This is a genomic window from Rhizobium sp. BK619, assembly GCF_014195245.1.
GTDB classification, from domain to species: Bacteria; Pseudomonadota; Alphaproteobacteria; order Rhizobiales; family Rhizobiaceae; genus Rhizobium; species Rhizobium acidisoli.
The window spans coordinates 95,079-115,454 of the sequence record NZ_JACIBH010000017.1; the positions used below are offsets into that span (position 1 = coordinate 95,079).

Below are 20,376 nucleotides of genomic sequence, written 5' to 3' on the forward strand. Positions count from 1 at the left end.
TATCCGCCCTGTGGAGGGGACGGCTTGGAGGAGGAAAAGATGAAATCCATTCTGAAGAAGCTTGCATACGGTGTTGTCGCCGTAGGAATCGCAGCGTCGTGGTCGGTTGGCGTGAAGGCGCAGGAGCAGCCGAGCATCATCGCCGTCACGCATGGACAGGCGTCGGATCCGTTCTGGTCGATCGTCAAGAACGGCATGATGCAGGCCGCCAAGGACAGCAACGTGAAGGTCGACTACCGCGCGCCGGAAACCTTCGACATGGTCGCAATGGCTCAGCTCATCGAAGCCGCCGTCAATCAGAACCCGGCCGGTATCGTCATCTCCAATCCTGATCCCGACGCGCTGGGCCCGGCTATCGAAAAGGCCGTCGCCGCCGGCATTCCGGTTATCTCGATGAACTCGGGCATTTCAGCCGCCGAGAAGCTCGGCATCAAGCTGCATGTCGGCCAGGACGAGATGCCGGCCGGCATCAAGGTCGGCGAGAAGCTCAAGTCGCTGGGCCTGAAGCATGTCCTCTGCGTCAACCAGGAAGTCGGCAACGCCGCGCTCGACCAGCGTTGTGCCGGCACCGAGAAGGGCTTCGAAGGGGGCAAGGTCACTGTCCTGCCGACCACGGCGGACCCGGCGGAAATCGAAGCGAAGATTCAGGCGGCGCTGACCTCCGATCCGTCGATCGACGTCGTGCTCGGCCTCTCGGCTCCGCTCGTCGGCGAGCGCGCCGTCGCGGTCGTCGAAAAGATGGGCAACGGCGACAAGGTCAAGGTGGCATCCTATGATCTATCCGCCGGCTTCCTGCAGGCCGTTGCGGACGGCAAGGCTCTCTTCGCCGTCGATCAGCAGCCCTACCTGCAGGGCTACCTGCCTGTGACCTTCCTCGCTCTCAACGCCCGCTACGGCACGATCCCGGCAGGCAACGTCGCCTCCGGCCCGAGCTTCGTCGAGAAGGACGCAGCCGCTTCGGTTATCGAGAAATCCTCCCAGGGCATCCGCTAGGCGGACGCCGCGGCAGCTCCACCTGCGGGTGGGGCTGCCTTCATCGCCGCATGCCTCCCGATCCGCAATTGATCGGGACGGCGGGCGCGGCGCACGGATAACGATCTATTCTAAGGAACGACCATGACGCTGGCCAACGAACAGAACGGGACTGCGGCCCGGTCCGACGAGCGGCTGAAGAAGGTTTCGACCATGACCGCGCTGCTGCGCCGCCCGGAACTTGGCGCTGTCGCGGGACTGGTGCTCGTCTCCATCTTCTTTTTCTTCACTGCAAATCCGGCCATGTTCACGCTTGCCGGCGTGATCAACTTCATGGCGCCTGCCGCACAGCTCGGCATTCTTGCAATCGGCGCGGCCCTGCTGATGATCGGCGGCGAGTTCGATCTGTCGATCGGCTCCATGGTCGCCTTCGCAGGCCTGGTGTTCGGCACGGCGCTCGTCGTTCTGCACCTGCCGCTGAGTGTCGCGATCCTGATCGCCCTGGCTTTCGCCGCCGTCATCGGCGTGACCAACGCGCAGCTGACGATGCGCACCGGCCTGCCTTCCTTCATCGTGACGCTGGCGTTTCTCTTCATTCTGCGCGGCCTGACGCTCGTCGGCCTCAAATGGGCCAGCGGCGGCGCGACGCAGCTTCGCGGCATGAAGGAGGCCGCCGCCAACAGCCCGCTCGCGCCGCTCTTCTCCGGCGACGCCTTCGGCGGCCTGTTCTCGTGGCTTGGCGCCCATGGCTTCATCGAGACCTTCCCGAGCGGCGCGCCCAAGGTTCCGGGAATCCCCATCGAGATCCTGTGGTTCGTTTTCATCGCTTTGCTGGCGACCTGGGTGCTGCTGCGCACGCGCTTCGGCAACTGGATTTTCGCCTCCGGCGGCGATCCGCGCGCTGCCCGAAAATCCGGCGTTCCCGTTGCGCGCGTCAAGACCACACTCTTCATCGTCACGGCGATGTGCGCCACGCTGGTCGCCATCCTGACCGTGCTCGATGCGGGTTCGACCGACGCTCGCCGCGGCTTTCAGAAGGAGTTCGAGGCGATCATCGCAGCCGTCATCGGCGGATGCCTCCTGACCGGCGGCTATGGCTCGGCGATCGGCGCCTTCTTCGGCTCCATCGTCTTCGGCATGGTGCTGATCGGGCTGACCTACACCTCGATCGACCAGGACTGGTATCTGGTCTTCCTGGGCGGCATGCTTCTCACCGCCGTCATCTTCAACAATGTCATTCGCAAACGCGTAACGGGAGAACGCTGATGAGCACGTCCCAGGCGCCACTCGTCGAGGTCAAGAACCTCGTAAAGCACTTCGGCTCCATCATCGCCCTGAACGGTGTCTCGCTGAGCGTAAACGCAGGGGAAGTTCTCTGCCTTCTCGGCGATAACGGTGCGGGAAAATCCACTCTCATCAACACGCTGTCGGGCGTGTTCAAACCGACGTCCGGAGAGTTTCTCATCGACGGGCAGCCGCGATCCTTCAGCGGACCTCGCGACGCGCTCGATGCCGGGATCGCGACCGTCTATCAGGACCTTGCGATGATCCCGTTGATGTCGGTGACCCGGAACTTCTTCATGGGGCGCGAGCCGCTGAAAGGCTTCGGACCCTTCAAGAGCATGGACATGGACTTCGCCAATAACGTTACCCGCGACGAGATGCGCAAGATCGGCATCGACGTGCGCGAGCCCGATCAGGCGGTCGGGACCCTTTCCGGAGGCGAGCGCCAATGCGTGGCCATCGCCCGCGCTGTCTATTTCGGGGCGAAGGTGCTCATCCTGGACGAGCCGACCTCGGCGCTCGGCGTCGCCCAGACCTCGATGGTCCTGAAGTATATCGGCCTGGTGCGGAACAAGGGGCTCGGCGTGATCTTCATCACCCACAACGTCCGCCATGCCTATGCGGTCGGCGACCGATTCACGGCGCTGAACCGCGGCAAGACGCTGGGAACCTTTGCTAAAAGCGAGATCAATCTCGACAGCCTGCAGAGCCTGATGGCGGGCGGCAAGGAGCTTCAGTCGATCTCCGAGGAGCTTGGCGGAACGATCTGACGCTCCCGTGAAAACAAGCGAATTCGGTCCGGCACCTCGTGCCGGACCACGGACACTCATACCCATGATCAGGGAAGACCCCGCAATGAGCAATTCAATATCATCCCCCTTTCCATTGGCGGCCTGCGCCGAAATGCTGTGGCGCGACCGGCCCATCGAATGGCGTGCCTCGCGCCTCAAGGAACAGGGTTTCGGCGTCGGTCTCTGGAACTGGCCGGAACACGACATTCGCAAGCTGGAGGCGACCGGCGCCACCTTCACCATCATGAACGGCTATCTCACTGGCCGGCTCACCGATGACGAGGGCGCGGACGAACTTCTGAGGACGGCGCGCCAGACCGCTGAGGTCGGCAAGCGCCTCGGCGTTCAGCGGCTGAACCTTCACGGCACCGGTCTTGGCGACCGCGGCCTTCCGGTTCAGCCGATCGAGGTCGTCACAGGGGCGATGTGGATGAAGGCGCGCGACACGCTGCGCCGGATCGTCGACCTGGCGGAGGATGAGAATGTCGTCTTCACGCTCGAGAATTTGAACCTGCCGGTCGATCACCCCGGCGTGCCGTTCGGGCGCGCGGAGGACACGATGGCGCTCGTTTCCAGTATCGACCATCCCCGTCTTCGCCTGAACCTTGATCTCTATCACGCCCAGATCGGCGAGGGGAACCTGATCGAGCTGTGCCGCAAGTGCTTGCCATGGATTGGCGAGATTCAGGTCGCCGACGTGCCGGGACGCTGCGAACCCGGCACCGGCGAGGTCAACTGGAAGGGGGTCGCCAAAGCGCTCAAGGCGATGGGCTACGCCGGTCCCGTCGGCTTGGAAGCCTGGGCTGCCGGTGAATCCGACGCCGCGCTCGAAGCCTTCCGCTCCGCATTCACTCTCTGACGTTTCAATCCTACAGGACCCGACCCATGCCCAAGATCAAATCCGTCAATGTCGGCCTTATCGGCGCCGGCCGCATCGGCTCCTTCCATGGCCAATCCATCGCTCGCCGGCTGGTCGACGCAGAACTCGTCGCCATCGCAGACCCGGCGCCGGGCGCGGCGGCGAAGCTTGCGGAAACGCTCGGTGTGGACGCCGCATATGCTGAGGTTTCAGAACTCCTTGCCCATCCGGGTCTCGATGCGGTGGTGATCGCCACCCCGGCGCGGTTCCATACAAACGTGCTGGTGCAGGCCGCCGAAGCCGGCAAGGCGATCTTCTGCGAGAAGCCGATGGCCCTGACCCTCGAAGATGCGGACCGGGCGATCGCCGCGGCGCGTTCGGCCGGGGTGCCGCTCCAGGTCGGGTTCAACCGACGCTGGGACCAGGCTTTTGCCGAGGGCCGCGCCGCCATCGACGCCGGAAAGATCGGCGCCCCGCAGCTCATTCGCTCTCTGACGCGCGATCCGGGTCCGTTCGGCACCGATCCCGACCGCATCCCACAGTGGACTATTTTCTACGAGACGCTCATTCACGACTTTGACACTCTGCTTTGGCTCAATCCCGGCGCCAAGCCGGTCGAGGTTTTCGCGATGGCCGACGCGCTCCTCCGTCCTGAGGCAAAGGAGAAGGGCTTCCTCGACACCGCCGTGGTCAACATCCGCTTCGACAACGGCTCGGTTGCCGTCGCGGAGGCGAACTTCTCGGCGCTCTACGGTTACGATATCCGCGGCGAGGTGTTCGGATCCGGGGGCATGGTCACCATGGGTGACGTTCGGCGGTCGAGTATGACCCTCTTCGACAAAGACGGCGTCTCGAACGACACGTGGCGACGGGACACCGATCATTTCGTCCAGGGGTACACCGCCCAGCTCGCCATGTTCGTCGACGCCGTGCGCAATGGCGGCGAACTCAAGGATGCGCCGACAGGCGTGGACGCGCGCAACGCTTTGATGATCGCGCTCGCCAGCATCGAGTCCGTTTCGAAGAATCAGCCCGTTCTTTTGCCATGAAAGCTCGGATGCGCCGCCTGGTCGGCGCATCCCGCCTCAACAAGGAGCCGACACCGATGAGCGCCCAGCAGACATTGCAGAAGCCGAACAGCATCGCCGAACTGAAGGGCATGATTACAGCAGCCGGGTTGCGGCTTCCCGAGCAGCAGGAGCGCGTGGCGCGCAAGATGCTGGCACGGCCCGACATCGTCGCCTTCGGGACGATAAGTTCCGTGGCGGGCGAATGCGTGGTGTCGCCTTCCACCGTGGTCCGCGTTGCCAATGCGTTGGGCTTCGACACCTTCAGGGAGCTGAAGTGTTGCTTTCAACAGCATTTGCGATCGATCTCCGGCGCCGCCCGTCCAGTCATTTCCAAGCCACCGGCGTCTGCCGCGCCGCATTGAGGCGCCACAGGAGTACGCATGAATCCTCTCGATTTCTTGCCCGAAGGCGTGCGGCTTGCCGTCAGCCCCCTGTCATGGGCGAACGACGTTCTTGAAGATCTGGGCGCCGATATCTCGCTGGACACCTGCCTGCTCGATGCGGCGGCGGCGGGATACCAAGGCGTCGAACTCGGCCGAAAATTTCCTCGGGAGGAGGGCTTGCTGCGCCCGTTGCTCCACGATCAAGGACTGGCGCTGGCTTCAGGGTGGCATTCCGGCGAATTGGCGGAACGCCGCGTCGATGACGAAATGGCCGCTGCCGCGGCTCATGCCGACCTTCTCCATGCGATGGACTGCAAGGTGATGGTCTACGGCGAGGTCGCCATGATGACGCCCGGGTCGCCTCTCGACGCGCCCATGTCCCAGCGCCTGATCATGCCGGCAGGCGAGATATCGGCCTATGCTTCGCGCTTGACCGAATTCTCGAAACGTCTGGCGGGTGAATACGATCTCCAACTGGCCTATCATCATCATCTAATGATGGTGACGGAGACCTTCGATGAGATCTCGCGCCTGTTCGACACGACGGGTCGCGAGGTCGGGCTGCTCCTCGACACCGGCCATGCCGCGGGGGCGGGGTTCGACTATCACCGGCTGATAGAGCGCTTCGGCGACCGGATCGTGCATATCCATCTCAAGGACGTTCGCAGGGCCGTCATGAATCAGGTCCGGACGGATGATCTCGGGTTCAACGCGGGCGTCCGATGCGGGATGTTCACGGTGCCGGGGGACGGCGCGATCGATTTCGCCCCGGTTGCCCGCTTTGTCCGCGAGAGCGCCTTTCAAGGGTGGCTCGTCGTGGAGGCCGAGCAGGACCCGTCGGTTGCACCGCCGAGACCGGCGGTCGGCAGGGCATTCGCCCATCTTGCCGGGCTTTTCGGTCAGCAGAAATAGCGGTCGAAATCGGCCGCTCCATCGGCCTGCACGGCAATTTCTCGGTGAACGCAAAACCGTCGGCTGGATCCGGAGATGACGGGAGCGCAGGCCGTGGCGTGAAAAAGCTGATCGATCTTGAGGAATGAGATCGTCTACGATATCCCAAGCATGAACGTGGTCCCGGAAAGAAGGAGCTTGGGGAATGCCTTTCAACACCGCTCAGGTGACAAATCTCGGAAAGGCGCCGACAGCCTCGGATGTCATTTTGAAATTCATCCGTGATTCCATCGCCGACGGTTCTCTGGACGAAGGGGAACCGATCCGTCAGGACGATGTCGCTCGGCTGTTCAACGTCAGCAAGATTCCGGTGCGGGAGGCGCTGAAACGGCTGGAGGCCGAAGGTCTGGTGGAATTCCACCGCAACAAGGGCGCGATCGTCACCAGCGTTTCGGAGCCCGAGATTGTGCAGATCTTCGAGGTGCGCGCGATCCTGGAATCGAATGCCATCAAGCTCTCGATCCCTCACATGACGGAAGAGACCTTTGAAAGGGCGCTTGGCTATTGCGACGCCTTTGCAGGCGAAACCGATGTCGCCCGGTGGTCGGAATTGAACTGGCGATTTCACAGCTGCCTTTACGAGGATGCGCAGCGGCCATTTCTCGTCACCACCATCCGTTCCGTCAACGACCGGCTGGAACGATATCTCCGCGTGCAGTTGACCCTGTCGCATGGCAAGCAGACGGCGGATCGCGAACATCGGCAGATCCTCGAAGCCTGCCGCGAGCGCGATGAGGAAAAGGCGGCAGGTCTGCTCTATGCCCACATCATGAGCGCCTGCCAGTCGCTTCTCCAACATCTTCCTGCGAAGAAGCCCGGCTGAGCCGTCAGGCGCCCGCTATTCTGGTGACGGCCTCGAAGACCGAGCGCGGCACTTTCAGCTTTTCCGACGCCGGCCTCGGGTATTCGATGCCGCTCACCCCCGGCACGAAGACGCCCTTCTCCTGAAGGCGGTCGGCCTGGCGACGGGCGCGCTCGACAAGGCCATCGTCGCTGCGCCCCGGCATCATCGCGACGACGGTCAATCCCACGGCGGGGCTGGCGCTTCCCTCTCGGAACGATGGCGTATCCAATGACCAGGGGCCGCCGGAGAGGCCGGCCGACAGCATTTCCACCATCAGCGCCACATTGGCGCCCTTGCGTCCGCCGAAAGGAAGAAGCGCTCCGCCGAGCGCTCTTGCCGCATCCTGGGTATCCTTGCCGGCTTCATCGACGGCCCATCCTTCCGGGATGCTGCGCCCCTCGGCTGCGGCCGCGACGATATTGATATAGGCGGTGGCGCTGGATGCCTGGTCGATGATGAGAGGCAGCGACCCTTCTCCCAGCGGAAAGCCGAAGGCCATCGGGTTGGTGCTGTAGACGGCCGGACCGCCGGCTTTGGCGACCACCATGGCATTGGCGTTGGTGGCGGCGATGCCGACGATCCCTTGGCCGGCAAGCCTGCGGACATAATAGCCCAGTTCTCCCGCCGTATAGCTGTTGGTTTGCGTGAAGACTGCCAGCCCGAAATTGCGCACCGCTGCCACGAGATCATCGAATGCCAGATCGAAACCAAGCTGCGCGATGCCCCGATCGGCATCCGCGACGAAGAAGGCGGGATAGGGACGCTCACATCTCGGCGCGGGATTGCAGTTGATGCGGCCTTCGTGGAAGCTGTCGAGATAATCGACCATGTGCGGAAAACCGAGCATGGCAGGCCCATAGATCGCGGCTGATAAGGTGGCGTCCACGAGGGAGCGCGCGGTGGCTTCTCCAGCGCCTGCTGCCAGGCAGGCCCGCATCGCCAAGGCCTCGGCTTCCGTCTGATCGAGTAGGATCTCATCCAACATCGCAAATCTCCAATTCTCTGTTTCCTTGGCCGCCGGATGCTGTTCAGCCTTCGGCGCGGTTATCTCAGCAGGCGTTCCTAGCAGAAGCGAGGAAACGCCGACAGAAAATGTACAAGTGTGTCCACAAACATGACTTTGGTGATTGACAAATTTGCGACTTCGTACAAATGATATCGTATACGATATTACAAAGCAACGGCCAACCCGACTTCAAAGGAGAATGGACATGGGATTTAAAAGAACGATCCACGCGGTCGATACACACGCAGGCACGCCGATGCGCGTGATTACGGGCGGCGTTCCGCATATTCCCGGCAATTCCGTCTATGAAAAGATGAAATGGCTGGAGAGCAATGACGACCAGCTGCGCAAGCTGATGCTGCGTGAGCCGCGCGGTTATCCCGCCCATTGCTGCAATATCATCGTGCCGCCCTCTCACCCGGAGGCCGATGCCGGCTATGTCATCATGGAGCAGATCGAATATCCGATGATGTCGGGCGGCAACACCATCTCGGTGGTCACGGTCCTCTTGGAAATGGGCATGCTTCGGATGAAGGAACCGGTCACCGAGCTGGTTCTCGAGGCGCCCGCCGGCCTGATCCGCATCAAGGCGGAATGCAGCAACGGCAAGGTCAAGAGCGTGACCTTCAAGAACGTGCCGGCATTCGCCGCCCATCTCGATGCGGTCATCGACGTGCCGCATCTTGGAAAGGTCACCGTCGATGTCGGCTGGGGCGGCATGTTCTATGTCATCGCCGATGTCAGGCAGTTCAAAGGTCTCGAACTGATCCCGGCGCATGGGCGGGAGATCGCGCGTGTTTCCGCGATGATCCGGCAGGCGGCCATCGAACAATTGCAGGTCGCTCATCCGCATTATCCCGGCGTTGGCATTACGATCTCACAGCTGTCGGGACCGACGGACGATCCGAACGCCGACTGGAAGAATACGGTGACGATGGCGACGGGCGATCTTTCCTGGGACGATCCCGCCACCTGGACGGGAGCGCTCGATCGCTGCCCCTGCGGCACCGGCACCTGCGCGAAGATGGCGGTTCTGCATGCGAAGGGCGAATTGCCGCTCAACCAGGATTTCCGGCATCAGGGTATCCTGGGCAATATCTACACCGGCAGGCTGGTCGAAGAAGCCAGGATCGGCGACAAATCGGCCGTTGTTCCGACGCTGACCGGGACCAGCTGGATCTCGGGCCTCAATACCCTGGTTCTCGACAATGACGATCCCTTCACCGAGGGGTTCACCCCAGGCGACATCTGGGCCTGAGCATCGGCGCGCGACGGCATCACCTTTGGTGATGGTGATGTCTTTCGTTTCGGATTTCAGATGTTTACAAGGCTGAGGCAGCTCAAAACATTCGCCCGGACGAAAGGCATCGATCGTGAATCTCATGCGTCGCGCGCTGTTGGGGACACTCTGGGCCCTGATCGGCTGGAGGCCGGCATCTGCCAAGGAGGCCGGCTCGGATGCCGGCAAGGAAACGATGCAGGCCGAGGCCGAGGCATCGTCGGTGACACCGAGGCATGTCCTGTGTTTTCTCGGGCGGGATCGCGACCTCAGCATCTCTCCGAGGCGGCATCGCAGGCGATCCGTGACTTCGCCAGCGGATTCAGCATTGACGAGGATTATTCGCAGGCCGAGCCTGATGATCGCATGAGCCGGTCGTTCGACGTCTGCTGGGATCGGGTCGAACCCGATGCCTGGGATCAGGCGGACGAGAAAGCCGTCGCCGATCATCAGTCGGTGCTCTACGTCCTTGGACCAAGCATGGCGCAGGCGAAATCGGTGACTGTTTCGATGCTGGCGCTCCGCCTCGTCGAACGGTTGATCGGCGCGGGAGCGGTTGCCGTGAAGGGCGAAAGCGCCGGCATCGCCCATGGGCTCGACCGGTGGAGAGAGCTGATCCGGCAGGGAGCCGAAGCGCAGAAATCCGCCGACAGGCTCGCAGAGCAGCGGATCGGCCGGTTGGCCTTTGCGAAGCGGCCGCTATCTGCGCGGGGGTATCTCGAAAGCGTCGGCTTCCATCTCGTCGGACTGCCGGATGTCTATGTGCCTGACACAGAAGGCAGCGAACGGCAGATCGTCGCCATCATGGATGCAGTCGCCGACGAGATCGCCGAGCGCGGGCTCGAGCCGACGCTGAAGGCGCGCCAGGCAAGCCACTCCTTCAATTCCACCTACGAAGTGGACGAATATAAGTTCAATCCATACGGCATCGTCAGGCTCGGCGGCTGAGTGGCGCACCCTCGCGCCGAAGCCGTTTCAATCGGTCTGCAGCTCCAATGTCTTGGCAAGCTCTTCGTAGTGGCGGGCGGATCCGGCGTTCTTCTCGGCGGCATATTGGGCGCTGACCTGCCGCGCCGCCTCCGCCGCGATACGGAAGGCATTGATCCTGTCCTGCGGATCGGACTCCGCTTGCCCGCCGATGTCGTCGCCGCTGAAACTGCCGGCTCGAAATCCCTCAGCCAGATCGACGACGCCGATCTCGGGGACCCCTTCCTTTATCCGGCCGAAGAAAGCCGGCCCGGCTTGACCGCCGTCGCGGCGGCGCAGCATTCCTTCTCCCGACGCCTTGCCGTCGACGCAGGCGCCGATCCAGAAGGTGGGGCCGCTGGTCAGGGAGACCGGCACCACGAATTTGCAATGGCTGCCCGGATCTTGCGACCATGCCGATCTCCCGCTGCCGCACCGACAGGGCCATGCAAATAGAGCGCGGCCGCCAGAGCGATCGCCACCGTGACCGGCAACCGCCCGATGTCGCCGCGGACCCTTCCTGATGTCATTTCTTGATCCTTGACGCTCTCATCGGCCGTAGCAATGCACCATTGTCGGCACGGCGACAACCGGTCCGCGCGTATGGCGCATTGGTTGGCGATCCGGCGGGCGTTCCTTCGGCTTACTTGTAAGTGATCGTGTCACTCACGCGCGGACGATTGAAGAAATAGCGGTCGAAACTGTAGCCGTTCTGCCCGGTGAAATTTGAGAAAAACGCCGAGACCGGCGTCGTCAATGTGTATTGCACCCGGGTCAGCACCACCTGCACGCCCGTTTCCTGGATTGTGGAGGGGATTGTGACCGCGCTCGCCGTGCCGGAATTCACCGCCGAAGTGTTGAGCGCGGCGGACCAGTTGACGGTCGCGCTGCCGCTCGTGCTGACATCGTTGACCGCGACCGTGATTGTCAACTCGGTGGTGTCATAGGGCTGCAGGATGAAGCTGGCGCCGGAAAGAAGCTTGGCGACATCGGACTTCGTCCAGGAACTCTGCTGGGCAATCATGTCGCCTGTGGACGAGGCGATCTCGTCTATCTTGCGGCTGACCGTCAGCGCATGGCCGAGATCGGCGGTGCCGAACAGCAGCATCAGCAGTATCGGCAGCACGAGCGCGAATTCAACGCCCGAAGCAGCCGACCGGTCGCGCACGAGATGGCGGATGCGGGACCGCGCGAACCGGAAAAGGGACAGGCTCGGTTTCATGCTCATGTCAGAAAGGCTCGTTGCGGAACAGAGCGGAAGATCCAAGGAGATAACGGCCGTCGGAAAGCTTGGCGCTCGACAGGTTGAAGAAACTGACGACGGCCGTCCATGGCATGAACGCCTGAACCAGGATGTAGTCGCTGCCCTTGCCGATATCATAAGTCTCGGTGACGGCGAGTTTGCCGCTGCTGTCGATCGGATCGGTGTGGGCTGCGGACGACATGTCGGAAAGCACGTTCACCTTGACGACGAGACCGCTGGAGCAGTCGAACGCCAAGAGCATGTCGTCGCATATCTTGGCCTTGAAACCGGCCAGTGTGATCTTCGAGGACGCCACCTCGCCGGTGCGGATCATCCGGGAGATCTTGTGCACCGAAGCATCAAGCGCGGAATTGACGAAAAACATCAGCGACACTTCGATAATGCCGAACAGGATGATGAAGAGCGGCAGGGCCAGGATCGCAAATTCGATCGCAGCAGCCCCCTTCCGGTCGCCGATCAGCCGGCGCAGCGGTGCGAACCTCTTCCCGCGCCTCATTGGGTCAGCCGCACGGAAGAGAGATATTGCGTGAAGAGCGTCGACAGGCCTGCCGTGATCTCGGTCGACGACGATGCCGACAGGAACAGGCTCTTGGATGACGCACAGTCGGCCAGCGCATAGGGGATGTAGTCCCGCCTGGTGATGCTGGTCGACACGCCGCTGTCCATGGTGCCGCCCCAGGTGTTCTTCCAGTTGGCGCTCGCCATGGTCGAGCCGACGGTTGCGTTGTAGCCCCAGTCCGAGGTGATCGGCAGATATTCGGTGTAAAGCACGGCCATCGTGTTGGATTGATTCTTCAGATAGGCGCACCAATCAGGATTGAGCGGAGCGACTTTATTCCAGTATGCCCCGGACACCGCCTGCCCGCTCTTCCATACCACGCTGTCTGTCACCCATTCGCGCTTTGACTGGACGCCATCCGTCAACAGCAGAACCAGCTTGAGCGGCGTGCTCGACGTGGTCCCGTCCCCGCCGGCGCCGACTTTCTGCTTGAGCGTCGCCAGCGAGACGTCGAAATAGGTGGCGGCCGTGGAGGTCGCGCTGGTGAGGCCATAACTTTTGTCCGCGAGACGGGTGCGTGCCGTGTCGGTGCTCAATGTCGGGGCGAGAACCTCCGTCAGCGTATCGCCCAGACTATACAATCCGACCTTGATCCGCTCATGATTGCTGTCGGACGTATCGATCAGGGAGAGCACGTCCTTGACGGCGTCGCCGGCGACATCGGCGCGCAGCTTTATGTTCTTCGCCGTGCTGTATTCATAGTTGTTGGCGTATGTCTTCTTGCCGACAGTGTGTGCATCACCCGTATGGCAGGCGAATTGGCAGCCAATGCCGGAATACATGGTCGACTGGCCTGAAGTCGTTGCCGCCAGAAGCATCGATGGAGAGGTGTCGATGACGATATAGACGTTGAGATAGGAGGTCGCCGGACCCTTGACGGCGCTTCCCACGCTGACGGGGACAGTGTCGATATTGGCGATCTTCATGAATGTCGTCGGCACGGTGCCGCTTGCCGTCGCCGTGATGTTATGATTGGCGGTATCGATGTCGATTTCACTCAGCGTGTAGCTGTTGTCCACCTGTGCATGGAACCAGTCGGAGACCTTCGCCTTGAGGGCGTCGGCGTCTGCGGTATTGTTGATCTGCTTGACCGCGGCGATCAGAGCGGCATCAAGGTCGCTTTGCATCTTCTGCCGGACATTGTAGCTGCGAATATAGTCAAAGCTCGCGCCGACCGCGACGAGCATCGGCACCAGGCTGAGGGCAACGACGATCGCAACATTGCCGGTTCGGTCCCTTCTAAGACCGCGAAGAGTGTGGAAGCATCGACCTAATGAAAATGAAAAAGCTGATTTCAAAAAACCACCGTCGCGCTGAACATGAAAAAATACTAATGCGAGATGTATCTACGAAACTTAAGCCTTTGTTAAAACTTGCAAGTTTCAGCGGGAAATGGATTGTCCACACGTCGTTTGCTGCGTGTATCGGACATGCCTGCGAATTATGGATATTCGCGCAACGCCACCTCATCGTCTTTCACTGGAATGACGTTGGTGAGCCGATGGCAGCCGGGAGCGGGCTGTCTGGAACTCCGCGAAGACCCTGGATATCCATTTTGCGCAGTCCAATCCGTATCGCGCGCTGAAAGTGACGCCGGCACTGGAGACGGCAGCAATCTCTTAAATTTTCTCTTCGCATATTCAGGGTCAAGCCGGAGTGCCCGGTCCTCGCGGACCGGTGCCATTGCGGCCACATCTTCGGAGTGCTGGTTTCGCCTCAAATGACTTGAGCGGCTTTCCGAGAAAATTCTCGATTGGATGGATGATGCATTCGGTTGATGCCCATGGTGAGGAGATCCGTCGTGACATTGTCCCAATCGCTTCTGCAGCCGGCCCTTACCGTCGACAACAACGAGCACAAGCAGGCGGAGCGGGAGCTCAAGAAGGCGCTTGAATTCGCAGAGGGGATCATCGCCGCCATTCCGGATGTTCTCTTTGAGGTGGACGAGGACGGCCGTTATCTTCAGGTCTGGACAAGAAACCCCGAGCTGCTGGCCCAGCAGAAGGAGATGCTGCTCGGCAAGACGGTCAACGACGTTCTTGCGCCCGATCAGGCGGCCATCGCGATGGAGGCTCTGCGGGAGGCCGGCAGAGAGGGAGTTGCCGACGGCCGATGCATTTGCATCTCCCTGCCGAACGGTGAGACGCGGTGGTTCGAGCTGTCCGTCGCCAAGCGGCCGAGTGCCGATCCGGCGGCGGCCACCACGCTCCTGGCATTATCGCGAGATATCACCGAGCGAAAACAAGCCGAGGACGCCATCAACTCCGTGCGGACGCAGTTGCTCAGTGTGCTCCAGACCATGCCCGACATGATCTGGGTCAAGGACATGAATGGCGTCTATCTGCTGTGCAACCACACCTTCGAGCGGCTGACCGGGATGGCTGAGGCCGAGGTTGTCGGAAAGACGGATTTCGAGCTGTTCGACATAGAAAGGGCTCGGTTCTTTCAGCAATCGGACAAAGCGGCGATCAAGGCCGGCGAATGTATCCTCAGCGATGAGGAATGGGTCGTTTCGCAGGAGGACGGTCAAACCATTCTTCTTGAAACACGCAAGGTGCCGGTCATGGATGCAGGCGGAAACGTCGTCGGGGTTCTCGGTGTGGCGCGCGATGTGACCGAGTTGAACGTCTCCCGCCAGAAAATCCACCAGATGGCTTTCTACGATCCCTTGACCTCGCTGCCGAACCGATCGCTGTTCAACGATCGGCTGCGGCAGATGATCACCTCGGCCGGATCGCGACGCCAGCGGGCCGGTGTGATGCTGATCGATATCGACCATTTCAAGGTGGTCAACGATACGATGGGACATCCCGTTGGCGATCAATTGCTCTGCCAGGCGGCCGCACGTCTCCATGCGAGTGTGCGCGATTACGACACCGTCGCCCGTCTCGGCGGTGACGAATTCGCGATCCTGTTGCCGGATATCAGCCAAGGCGACGATCTCGGCCGGATCGCCAGCAACATCCTCGAAAAATTCAGGGAAAGTTTTCTGCTGGATAGCCAGGAAGTGTTCATTTCATGCAGCGTCGGCATCGCGCTCTATCCCGCTGACAGCGCCGATGCCAACGACCTGGTGAAATACGCCGACTCGGCGATGTATCTCGCCAAACGCTCGGGGCGAAACAGTTTTCGTTTCTATTCGAAGGACCTGACGGCAAGTGCCGAGGAGCGCATGCGGTTGGAATCGGATTTGCGCCGCGCGATCGAGCGCGGAGAGCTGGAACTGCACTATCAGCCCAAGGTGCTTCTGGACAGCGGCGTCATGGTCGGCTGCGAAGCCTTGCTGAGATGGCGCCACCCCGAAATGGGCATGATTCCGCCCGTCCGCTTCATTCCGGTCGCCGAAGATACGGGGCTGATCGTGGAACTTGGGCGATGGGTGATGCGTGAGGCGTGCCAGACCGCGACCGAACTGAATACCGATAGCCGCTCACCGCATAAGGTGGCGATCAATCTGTCGGTCAAACAATTTCAATCCGCCGGATTGGTGAAGTCGATCGCCGAAATTCTCGACGAAACCGGTTGCTGCGCGGAATGGGTCGAAATCGAAATAACCGAAAGCCTCCTGCTCGATCAGAAGGATGAAACGCTGCAGGCGCTGTCCGAACTCCGAAGCATGGGATTTTCGATCGCCATCGACGATTTCGGCACCGGCTATTCGGCGCTCAACTATCTGGCGCGCTTCCCGATCGATACGCTGAAGATCGACCGGTCGTTCATCAACAGCACCGACAAACGCAACGAGGAACTGGTGAAGGCGATCTTGTCCATTGCGCGCTGTCTCGGACAGAGCGTGGTGGCGGAAGGCGTCGAAACCGCCGAACAGGCCGCTTTCCTCGTGGCAAACGGATGCGGGACGGCGCAGGGATTCCTCTACAGCAAAGCCGTGCCCAAGGCTGATATCCTCGCCCTGTGGCTGCACGGCCCAGAGAGCGGCGCCGACCTGGGCGAGATGCGGTTTTGCGGATGAATTGCGGTTACAGAGAATATCGTTAACAAGCGTATCTATGGGCGTTTCCAAAGATGCATTTTTTGCTTGGTGAATTGGCTTAACACTCGGTAAGACCCCCTCTTTTGGAAGAGGGCAACATGCGAAAATTATTATCGATTTTATTCTGCTCGGTTATAGTGGCGGGAACTGCGCAGGCTCAAGCGAGAGTCCAGGCCACCCACAGCAACCGCTTGATTGAGAGCTATCGCGCGTATATCGGCGACGCTGATCTTTACAATTCAAATGGGTCTAGACTTACCCAGCCGTGGCAGATTATCCGGCAGGACAGAGCAAATTTCCATCAGTACCATGTGCGGGATTCTGGCGATCAATCAGACTCATTTTTTGCCGATCCGGTAAATCGCCAAGCTCTGGAGCAGATGCTTCGGAACGGAACGATGACGCGAGAGGCCGCCAATATGATCGTGCGTGGCAACGTATGGATTGAGGTCGATATTTACGGTGGCCATGGAACCGGACGATGGATCGACGTTACCGTATCTGATTGATATTTCCCGCAGCGGGTAGCCGCATCGGCGCATGGCCATATTTTGCAGCAGCTTGCTGCAAAATATGGGTGGCGGCCTTGGGCACCACGGGTATCATGGTTCTGGAGGGCTCGCTCTAACGCGTTCACCTGCTTCTGGCGAGGAACCTCTGGGGCTGCGACCGCACCCGATCCGATTACCGCTGGACGATCACTCGGGTCCCCGGCTCGACCATATCGTAAAGTTCCTCGACGTCCTCGCGGTACATCCGAAAACAACCGCTTGAAGCATTGGTTCCGATGGAGGAAGGATCATTGGTTCCGTGTATGCGCAGCAGCCCATCGGCAAGATACATCGCTCGTGTGCCCAGCGGATTGTTGGGGCCGGGCTTCACGACCGTCGGAAGCCTTGGGTTCTTCAGGCGCATGCTGGCGGTTGGCCGCCATTCGGGATGCGATCGCTTCGACACCACCCGCGTTGTTCCGTACCATTGCTTGCCCTCGCGGCCTACAGCGATGGGATAAGCGAACTGCTCTCCGCTTGCCGTCGTGTAAATAAGGGTGTGCTCACGCGTGGCGATCACGATGGTTCCCCTTGCGCTTCGGGTCGAGGGTTTCCTGCGATCATACAGGGGTTCCTGATAGCGAGGGGTGGGGTCGTAATAAGGCGGAGGTGGATACGGGCTATACGGGTCATCATAGTCGTAGCCCCCGTATTCGTCATATCCATCATATGGTTCATAAACTTGGGCTTGAGCTTGAACCACCGTTAGCAAAACGGCCACAGCAAGAAGAGCCAGCAATCTCATTTTTCGCCATCCGCTTGTTATACAAGCGGTATTGGTCCGAACTCTATGGCGGCACTATGGCGATCTATACTAGATCAAGGATGGCGAGCGATTGCGGCAGAGGAGGCTAGACGAATGACACGAGCCGGCGCTGCTGCAATCCACGAGTGTGCTGTCCGATTGCCGCAGCCCTGTCCACTTGGCGCAACAAAGCTGTCATGTGACCTGCGGCATGCGCGAAAATAGGAGTTTGTTAAGGCTGATGCGGCGTTTGTCGTCTGACGAACACACGCAATCGCTGCAATGATTAGCGAGGATGTTCCGGTCGATCGGCAATGAAACACGCCGCATCCCCAAGCCATCGGATCTGGAGACATTGAGCGTTTCCTGTCCGCCAGAACAACGAAACAAAGAATGCAAATGGCTGAAATCATCCTCTTTCCAAATCCGCTCTCCAACACGTTGATTGAGATCCACGATCCGCAGGTTCCGGGCCAACCGTCCGGCGATCCGGAGATGGATCAGATGCTCCAGGCGCGTGCCCGGATCCGCAGTGTTTTGGACGAACTCGATAGACTAAGCGGAGAGCTGGAGGCCTGCTCTTTGTCGACGCGAGCATAGGAGTACTGCTGCGGATGATTGGTCGCAGTCGGCCATGACGGAGCAGCCGGGCTGATATTAAAGGCCCTATGACGGCTCGCGAAGCGCCGCGACGACGCGATCGGCCATGAAGGCGCAGCGGGCGCCATCGAAGGGGAACAGCGCCGAGAAGGCGCCGGAGAGCCGTTTTTCGATCGACTGGCGCATCATCTTCCGCGCCCGGTGCAATCGGGTTTTGGCGGTTTCTGGTCTTATGCCGAGATAGGATGCGGCCTCGTCGGTGCTCATGCCCTCGACATCCCGCAGCACGAAGATGGCGCGAAAATCATCCGGGAGTTCGTCGACCGCCTGTTCGAGAAGCTGTCGCGCCTGGCTCCGCGACAGCTCGGTTTCGGGATCTGTTGCAGATAGGGAGGACGGAAACTGCACCACCTCCCCACCTGCCGACGTCGCCTGCATGTCGATTTCCTCCAGCCCGGTGGTGTTCTTTCGGGCTCGCATCCAGCCGAGCGCCTCATTGAGCGTAATGCGGGTCAGCCATGTCGAAAGCTCCGCCTCGCCCCGGAACGTCGCCAGATTGGTGAAAGCTTTGATATAGGCGGCCTGGACGACATCTTCCGCCTCCGCATCGTTGCGGATGACGGCGCGCGCGGTGCGGAACAGGCGCTGATTGTGACGCTGGACGATGGCGCGGATAGCGGGCTCATCGCCCATTTTTGCGAGCGGCACGAGGTCGGCGTCGGCAAGCGCCGATAGAAGCGGCTGGTGTCGCGCGACCGGAACCGGAATGGCTGTCATGGAAATTTCTCCGCTCTCCCGTTTCCGATCGGAGCCCGGCCTATGGCCGGACGTCCAGTTTACCCGTCATGGCGGGATGAAAGCGGCAATAGAAATCGACTGCTCCCGCTCGGCCGATCGTCATGCGGCCTTGCGATTTCGGCGGCAGATCGATGTCGAAGCTTTTGTCACGCGCCGTCGCCGTATGCCGGAATATATCATCATTTCGCCAGACGATCACATCGCCGACATGCAGTTCCGCAGGCGGCGCAGTGAATTTCATTCCTGCAATGGTGATCTGATATTCCGTGGCAGCGGCAACGCCGCTGCCTGCCCAAAGTAGCGCAAAGAGCAGCGGCAGCGATTTCATCGGCAAACGCATCGCAGGCCTACTTCATCATCGAGGCAAGATGCTCGGCATGCATCTGGTGCTGTGTGAACAGGGTCAGGCCCGTTTCCAGGAGCGACTTGAGCTCCTTATTCTGCGCCGAGGGGATCAGCACCTTGGCAAGCGCTGAGTTGACCGACTTGTGATAGGCGACTTCGTTTTCGACATAGGCCTTGTCGAAAGCCTCACCGTCGAGAGCGCCGAGCGTCGTCAACTCCTTGCTCGCCTGTGTCGACAGCGACTGGCTGACGGCATTGTCTTCCGGCGTCACCTTCAGCTTCTTGACGAGGGCGAGCGCCTGATCGTTGACCGCCTTGTGGTCGCGCTCCATGGTCTTGGCGAATTCGATGACTTCGGCATTCTTGCTCTTCTTCAACGCCTGCTCCGCCGCGGTGACATCGATCTGCCCCGCCGTATAGGCGATATGGGCGATCTGCGGGTCGGTCGGCTTGGCATCGGCGGCGATCGAAACCGTGCCGAGCGAGGCCGCTATCAGGGCTGCACCGAAAATTTGTTTCAACATGATCTGTCTCCCTTGTGTCGTGTGACGGAATGCCTCCCGCAGCGACAGCGCGCCTCTGAAAGCAAGCATTGGATGCAGATCGGTCGAAAAGGTTCCCGGATTTTTTTACACGGGCGGCGGCGTGTCATCGGCGTCGGCCACGGAGACTTCAGTCTGTGCCGAGGAAGCGCTGCAACACGATCGCGTGATTGTGCTGCAGGTCTTTCGCCGCATAGAGAAGTGTGGCGTGCGATGTCCCGATCCGGCGTTCGAGTTCTTCGACAGCCGACGTATTCTTCTCGAGTTCCTGCCGGTAACGGCGCTGGAACTCGGTCCATTTGGCCGGATCGTGGCCGAACCATCGGCGCAGAGCCGGGCTCGGCGCGATCTCCTTCAGCCAGACGTCGACCGCCGCGTTCTGTTTGCTCAGCCCGCGCGGCCAGAGCCTGTCGACCAGAATCCGCGTGCCGTCCTTGTCTTCCTTCGGCTCGTATATTCGTTTGATGTGCACGGTCATTTGCTTACCTGCATCGGTTTGAAACCAATTTCGACCGAAGAGACGGGCGAGGGATTTGGTTCCACCTTAACGCACATGGTTGCCAATTAGTCACACTG

General features: G+C 60.7%; 22 protein-coding genes and 2 pseudogenes. 14 read left to right on the forward strand and 10 right to left on the reverse strand.

Features of this window, described 5'->3' with window-relative positions:
* The first annotated feature begins 39 nt into the window (after window positions 1–39).
* The 8 genes from FHX14_RS28775 (at window position 40) to FHX14_RS28810 (ending at window position 7,133) form a co-directional block, all read left to right on the forward strand.
* Complete coding sequence (locus FHX14_RS28775) at window positions 40–993, forward strand: sugar ABC transporter substrate-binding protein (protein WP_012555813.1); 954 nt, start codon at window positions 40–42, stop codon at window positions 991–993.
* Between the two features lie 123 nt (window positions 994–1,116).
* Window positions 1,117–2,238 (forward strand): ABC transporter permease, encoded by a 1,122-nt coding sequence (locus FHX14_RS28780; protein WP_184380317.1) that lies wholly within the window; start codon window positions 1,117–1,119, stop codon window positions 2,236–2,238.
* Window positions 2,238–3,026, forward strand: coding sequence for an ATP-binding cassette domain-containing protein (locus tag FHX14_RS28785; protein WP_184380319.1), 789 nt, complete (start codon window positions 2,238–2,240; stop codon window positions 3,024–3,026). Before FHX14_RS28780 ends, FHX14_RS28785 begins: the two co-directional genes overlap by 1 nt.
* Window positions 3,027–3,111: 85 nt before the next feature.
* Window positions 3,112–3,906 (forward strand): TIM barrel protein, encoded by a 795-nt coding sequence (locus tag FHX14_RS28790; RefSeq protein WP_184380321.1) that lies wholly within the window; start codon window positions 3,112–3,114, stop codon window positions 3,904–3,906.
* A 26-nt stretch (window positions 3,907–3,932) separates the two neighbouring features.
* Window positions 3,933–4,955: a Gfo/Idh/MocA family oxidoreductase gene (locus FHX14_RS28795; RefSeq protein WP_184380323.1), complete on the forward strand. Its 1,023-nt coding sequence runs from the start codon at window positions 3,933–3,935 to the stop codon at window positions 4,953–4,955.
* A gap of 8 nt (window positions 4,956–4,963) precedes the next feature.
* On the forward strand, window positions 4,964–5,338 hold the full coding sequence (locus tag FHX14_RS28800) for a MurR/RpiR family transcriptional regulator (RefSeq protein WP_246713485.1): 375 nt from the start codon (window positions 4,964–4,966) through the stop codon (window positions 5,336–5,338).
* A gap of 18 nt (window positions 5,339–5,356) precedes the next feature.
* Window positions 5,357–6,271 (forward strand): myo-inosose-2 dehydratase, encoded by a 915-nt coding sequence (gene iolE, locus FHX14_RS28805; protein ID WP_184380325.1) that lies wholly within the window; start codon window positions 5,357–5,359, stop codon window positions 6,269–6,271.
* Window positions 6,272–6,455: 184 nt separating this feature from the next.
* Window positions 6,456–7,133: a GntR family transcriptional regulator gene (locus tag FHX14_RS28810; protein ID WP_184380327.1), complete on the forward strand. Its 678-nt coding sequence runs from the start codon at window positions 6,456–6,458 to the stop codon at window positions 7,131–7,133.
* A gap of 4 nt (window positions 7,134–7,137) precedes the next feature.
* On the opposite strand, the gene FHX14_RS28815 is transcribed toward FHX14_RS28810, so the two are convergent.
* Window positions 7,138–8,139, reverse strand: coding sequence for an Ldh family oxidoreductase (locus tag FHX14_RS28815; protein WP_184380329.1), 1,002 nt, complete (start codon window positions 8,137–8,139; stop codon window positions 7,138–7,140).
* 226 nt (window positions 8,140–8,365) lie between these two features.
* Here FHX14_RS28815 and FHX14_RS28820 point away from each other — a divergent pair, with 226 nt between their 5' ends.
* Both FHX14_RS28820 and FHX14_RS28825 read left to right on the forward strand, forming a co-directional pair.
* On the forward strand, window positions 8,366–9,418 hold the full coding sequence (locus FHX14_RS28820; RefSeq protein WP_184380331.1) for a proline racemase family protein: 1,053 nt from the start codon (window positions 8,366–8,368) through the stop codon (window positions 9,416–9,418).
* A gap of 115 nt (window positions 9,419–9,533) precedes the next feature.
* A pseudogene (locus tag FHX14_RS28825) lies at window positions 9,534–10,387 on the forward strand (hypothetical protein).
* A gap of 27 nt (window positions 10,388–10,414) precedes the next feature.
* Here FHX14_RS28825 and FHX14_RS28830 read toward each other — a convergent pair.
* From FHX14_RS28830 to FHX14_RS28845, 4 genes and pseudogenes are all read right to left on the reverse strand, one after another.
* A pseudogene (locus tag FHX14_RS28830) lies at window positions 10,415–10,935 on the reverse strand (hypothetical protein).
* Window positions 10,936–11,048: 113 nt separating this feature from the next.
* A complete protein-coding gene (locus FHX14_RS28835) occupies window positions 11,049–11,633 on the reverse strand; it encodes a TadE/TadG family type IV pilus assembly protein (RefSeq protein WP_184380333.1) in 585 nt (194 codons plus the stop codon).
* Between the two features lies 1 nt (window position 11,634).
* On the reverse strand, window positions 11,635–12,165 hold the full coding sequence (locus FHX14_RS28840; protein WP_184380335.1) for a TadE/TadG family type IV pilus assembly protein: 531 nt from the start codon (window positions 12,163–12,165) through the stop codon (window positions 11,635–11,637).
* Window positions 12,162–13,526, reverse strand: a complete 1,365-nt coding sequence (locus tag FHX14_RS28845; RefSeq protein ID WP_184380337.1) for a TadE/TadG family type IV pilus assembly protein — start codon at window positions 13,524–13,526, stop codon at window positions 12,162–12,164. Before FHX14_RS28845 ends, FHX14_RS28840 begins: the two co-directional genes overlap by 4 nt.
* On the opposite strand from FHX14_RS28845, the gene FHX14_RS28850 reads away from it, so the two are divergent.
* The 3 genes from FHX14_RS28850 (at window position 13,502) to FHX14_RS28860 (ending at window position 16,728) form a co-directional block, all read left to right on the forward strand.
* Complete coding sequence (locus FHX14_RS28850) at window positions 13,502–13,813, forward strand: hypothetical protein (protein WP_184380484.1); 312 nt, start codon at window positions 13,502–13,504, stop codon at window positions 13,811–13,813. The two genes, FHX14_RS28845 and FHX14_RS28850, sit on opposite strands and share 25 nt — an antisense overlap.
* Before the next feature lie 216 nt (window positions 13,814–14,029).
* Complete coding sequence (locus tag FHX14_RS28855) at window positions 14,030–16,198, forward strand: bifunctional diguanylate cyclase/phosphodiesterase (RefSeq protein ID WP_184380339.1); 2,169 nt, start codon at window positions 14,030–14,032, stop codon at window positions 16,196–16,198.
* Window positions 16,199–16,317: 119 nt separating this feature from the next.
* On the forward strand, window positions 16,318–16,728 hold the full coding sequence (locus FHX14_RS28860) for a hypothetical protein (RefSeq protein WP_184380341.1): 411 nt from the start codon (window positions 16,318–16,320) through the stop codon (window positions 16,726–16,728).
* 175 nt (window positions 16,729–16,903) lie between these two features.
* On the opposite strand, the gene FHX14_RS28865 is transcribed toward FHX14_RS28860, so the two are convergent.
* Complete coding sequence (locus tag FHX14_RS28865) at window positions 16,904–17,515, reverse strand: L,D-transpeptidase (RefSeq protein ID WP_184380343.1); 612 nt, start codon at window positions 17,513–17,515, stop codon at window positions 16,904–16,906.
* 399 nt (window positions 17,516–17,914) lie between these two features.
* On the opposite strand from FHX14_RS28865, the gene FHX14_RS28870 reads away from it, so the two are divergent.
* A complete protein-coding gene (locus tag FHX14_RS28870) occupies window positions 17,915–18,115 on the forward strand; it encodes a hypothetical protein (RefSeq protein WP_246713486.1) in 201 nt (66 codons plus the stop codon).
* A gap of 66 nt (window positions 18,116–18,181) precedes the next feature.
* Here the strand turns inward: FHX14_RS28870 and FHX14_RS28875 are convergent, their stop codons facing one another.
* The 4 genes from FHX14_RS28875 to FHX14_RS28890 form a co-directional block, all read right to left on the reverse strand.
* Complete coding sequence (locus FHX14_RS28875) at window positions 18,182–18,892, reverse strand: RNA polymerase sigma factor (RefSeq protein ID WP_184380347.1); 711 nt, start codon at window positions 18,890–18,892, stop codon at window positions 18,182–18,184.
* Window positions 18,893–18,932: 40 nt separating this feature from the next.
* Window positions 18,933–19,253: a cupredoxin family copper-binding protein gene (locus tag FHX14_RS33220; protein ID WP_246713487.1), complete on the reverse strand. Its 321-nt coding sequence runs from the start codon at window positions 19,251–19,253 to the stop codon at window positions 18,933–18,935.
* Between the two features lie 7 nt (window positions 19,254–19,260).
* Entirely contained in the window at window positions 19,261–19,782 is a 522-nt protein-coding gene (locus tag FHX14_RS28885) for a DUF4142 domain-containing protein (RefSeq protein ID WP_184380352.1), read from the reverse strand.
* Between the two features lie 148 nt (window positions 19,783–19,930).
* On the reverse strand, window positions 19,931–20,278 hold the full coding sequence (locus FHX14_RS28890) for a DUF488 domain-containing protein (protein ID WP_184380354.1): 348 nt from the start codon (window positions 20,276–20,278) through the stop codon (window positions 19,931–19,933).
* Window positions 20,279–20,376 lie beyond the last annotated feature (98 nt).